At 67.1% G+C, this 3,598-nt stretch carries 2 protein-coding genes and 1 pseudogene; 1 reads left to right on the top strand and 2 read right to left on the bottom strand.

Translation table 11 applies throughout. The annotated features are described in order from the left end of the window. Nucleotides 1–377 (bottom strand): annotated as a pseudogene (locus tag ABNT58_RS15790) (hypothetical protein); the annotation flags it as partial. Between the two features lie 88 nt (nucleotides 378–465). Further along, a complete protein-coding gene (locus tag ABNT58_RS15785) occupies nucleotides 466–1,854 on the bottom strand; it encodes a carbohydrate porin (protein ID WP_348754412.1) in 1,389 nt (462 codons plus the stop codon). 235 nt (nucleotides 1,855–2,089) lie between these two features. On the opposite strand from ABNT58_RS15785, the gene ABNT58_RS15780 reads away from it, so the two are divergent. Beyond that, nucleotides 2,090–3,598 (top strand): alpha-amylase family protein (locus ABNT58_RS15780; protein WP_348754411.1); only part of this gene is annotated, 1,509 nt, incomplete at its 3' end.

Genomic DNA, 3,598 nt, shown 5'->3' with positions numbered 1-3,598 from the left:
CCCTTGACGGCCTGCAGTGGCGCATAGCCGTCCAGCGGCACGATCTTCTTGGTCCAGGCGTAGTTGTAGACGTTGGGGCCGTCGAAATCGAGCACGCAGGGCAGCTTCTTGGCCAGCGCGGCGGCGTTCACCTGGTCGCTGTAGCTGCCCTCGGGCAGGGCCACCAGATCGACCTTGATGTCCTTGTTGGCCTCGTTGAAGGCCTTGATGGAGGCGGCGTAGGCATTACGCTCCGGGCCGGGGCCGGCATGCACCCACATGCTGACGGTGGTTTGCGCCTGGGCGGCACCGGCGGCGGCCAGGGCGGCGGCAACGGCGGCCAGGCGGAAGCCGCGGGCGGCGGGGCGTTGAGGGGTGGCGGGGCGCATCGGGCTCATGCTGTCTCCAGGAACTCGGGGAAGAAGGGTCAACGTCGTTGCGCCGGGGATGTCAGGCCCCGGCGCGTTCAGGGGATGCCGGGCGAGGTCAGAACCAGGTTTCGACCTGCACGCCGTAGCCCACACCGTGGCGCTTGTCGCTGAAGGCGTCAACCGCGGTGGCGCAGTCGCGGCCGGTGCAGGCCACCGAGCCGGCGGCGGCGGCGGCATCGTTCCACTTGGCGTAGGTGGCGTAGAAGCGGATCGACGGGCGGGCCCAGACGCTCTTGCCCATCGAGAACTGCGTGCCCAGTGTCACCTTGGCCAGCTTGCGCGCATCCTGGCCGGCCACGTTGACCTGCTGGTAGCCCACTTCGGACACCAGGCTCCACACGTTGTTGATGTGGTAGGCCGGCCGTGCACCCAGCCAGAAGTCCTTTTGCACCGGGGTGCCGGCCTGGTCGAGGTGGCGGTAGCCGGCGGTGACGGTGGCGGTGTAGGGCAGGTTCTTGGGCTCGATCGCCCAGTGGTTGAACAGCAGCCACTCGTCGCGTTCGACCGGCAGCGCGGCGATGCCGAAGCCCTTGAGCGCGGCCGCGTTCTTGGCGTACTGGAAGCCCAGGTCATGGAAGCCGCCCAGACCCAGGAAGTCGGTCTGGCGGTGGGTGACGGTGAAGCCGAAACCGTCCTTGCCCTTGTTGCTTCTGGTTTTGCGTTCCTGCACCAGCACGGTGGTGGGCACGCCGTTGATGTTGAGGGTCTCCCAGTGCTGGTCGAGGTAGGTCGAGCTGCCGCCGCGGTTGCCGTTGATGATGATGTTGGCGCCCAGCGTGACCTTGCCGCCCGGGTTGGTCTTGATCTCTTCCAGACGCAGGTCGTGCGAGGTGGCGGTGCGCGAGCCGCCGTCGATGATCTGCGGGTTGTAGGCGGTGTTGGTCTTGTCGATGCCGTAGCCCGCGAAATCGCCGGCGCGCAGGTAGGCGTAGGCGAACTTGCCGAACGGGGTCTTGACGCCGTCGATGCCGAAGCCCGGGGCCGCAGCCGGTTCCCAGTAGGTGTAGTCCAGCATGTGGATGTCGGGGTTCTTGTAGAACCGCTTGCCCGCCCACAGCGTGGCGCCCTTCAGCGCCGACCAGCCGGTGGAGGCGCCGATGTCCACGGCCTCCACATACGCCTCGCGGAAGGCGGGGGTGGTCTGCTCCCAGTTCGCCATCTGCTGCGTGCCGTAGGCGGTGGTGAACTTGGTCTTGAAGGTGGTGCCGTCCACCTGACCCAGCGTGGCGCCGAACGACAGGGCGGCGTAGGTGTCGCACTCGTTGCCGAGGCGGAACCAGACGATGGAGCCGGGCATGCGGAAGCAGACTTCCTTGCCGTTCTGGCTGCTGGAGCCGGCGCCGGTGCGCAGGTAGCCGGTGAAGTCGACCTGCGCCGCCGAAGCGGGGAAGGCGAGGCTGACGGCGGCCGCGGTGGCAGCCAGGGCAAAAATCACTTGTCTCATAGGTGATGACTCTGTCATTTGCATGCCGCGGCGGGCATGGGGCGCGGTAGGTGGAGTGCCTTGCGGGCTTGCCAAAGCGGTTTGGACTGTATTCAAAGCGTTTTGGCAGCGCTTTGGCGTTTACCCCGAGCGTGCAACACGTCACACGGTGTAAAGTTTCCAAAGCGCTTCGGCCTCTTGCGCAAACTCCAAAAACGATTTTTATGACACCGCGTTCGGCGGTGCCAACGCTTGCATGCTCACTCTCGACAACCAGTCCACGCTCGCGCTCACGCACGTGCGCAGCGCGCTGTCGCGCCGCCTCGGCGCTGCGGCGCGCGGGCGCGCGTGGGAAGCCTTCTCGAGCCGGCTCGACCGGCACTTCCCGCGGCTGTTCGGTGAACTGGCCGGCCTTTACGGTCAGCGGCCCGACTTCGTGCCCTTCCTGGACGAACTGCTGTTCACTGCCTGGCAGGGCTGGCAGTCACGCCCTGCCGACCTGCGCGCGCAAGATGCGCAGCGCGAGGCCGACACCGACTGGTTCCAGCGCGAAACCATGCTGGGCGGCGTCTGCTACGTGGACCTGTTCTGCGGCAACCTGAGGGGCGTGATCGACCACATCCCGTACTTCCAGGAACTGGGGCTGACCTACCTGCACCTGATGCCGCCCTTCAAGTGCCCGCCCGAGCACAACGACGGCGGCTATGCGGTCAGCAGCTACCGTGAGGTGAACCCGGCGCTGGGCACCATCGAAGACCTGCGCGCGCTGGCCGTGGCGCTGCGCAAGGCCGGCATCAGCCTGGTGCTGGACTTCATCTTCAACCACACCGCCGACGACCATGAATGGGCGCAGGCCGCGGTGCAGGGCGACCCGGCGCGGCGCGACTTCTACTACCTGTTCGACGACCGCAGCCAGCCCGACGCGTACGAGCAGACGGTGCGCGAGATCTTCCCCGACGAGCACCCCGGCGCCTTCAGCCAGCTGCCCGACGGCCGCTGGGTGTGGACCACCTTCCACAGCTACCAGTGGGACCTGAACTACGGCAACCCGGCCGTGTTCACCGCCATGGCCGGCGAGATGCTGGCCATCGCCAACCTGGGCGCCGACATCCTGCGCATGGACGCGGTGGCCTTCATCTGGAAGCGGCTGGGCACCCTTTGCGAGAACCTGCCCGAGGCGCATGCGCTGATCCGCGCCTTCAATGCGCTGTGCCGCATCGCCGCGCCGGGGCTGCTGTTCAAGAGCGAAGCCATCGTGCACCCCGACGACGTGATGAAGTACATCTCGCCCGAGGAATGCCAGCTCTCGTACAACCCGCTGCAGATGGCGCTGCTGTGGAACACCCTGGCCACGCGCGAAGTGAACCTGCTGCAGCAGGCGCTGCAGGAGCGGCACACGCTGCCCGCCGGCACCGCCTGGGTGAACTACGTGCGCAGCCACGACGACATCGGCTGGACCTTCGCCGACGAAGACGCCATCCGCTTCGGCATCAACGGCTTCGACCACCGGCAGTTCCTCAACCGCTTCTACGTCAACCGTTTCCCCGGCAGCTTCGCGCGCGGCGTGCCCTTCCAGGACAACCCGGCCACCGGCGACTGCCGCATCAGCGGCACCTGCGCCTCACTGGTGGGGCTGGAGCAGGGCGACCCGCTGGCGGTGCAGCGTGTGCTGCTGCTGCACAGCGTGGCGCTGAGCACCGGCGGCATTCCGCTGATCTACCTGGGCGACGAGGTGGGCACGCCCAACGACCACCGTTACCTCGAT

The organism is uncultured Aquincola sp., from assembly GCF_964001545.1.
Lineage (GTDB): Bacteria > Pseudomonadota > Gammaproteobacteria > Burkholderiales > Burkholderiaceae_C > Aquincola.
This window is presented reverse-complemented; position numbering and strand designations above follow the sequence as displayed.

Coding starts and splice junctions, on each gene's coding strand:
- ABNT58_RS15785 (WP_348754412.1), bottom strand. CDS start 1,854: ATGAGACAAGTGATTTTTGCCCTGGCTGCCACCGCGGCCGCCGTCAGC.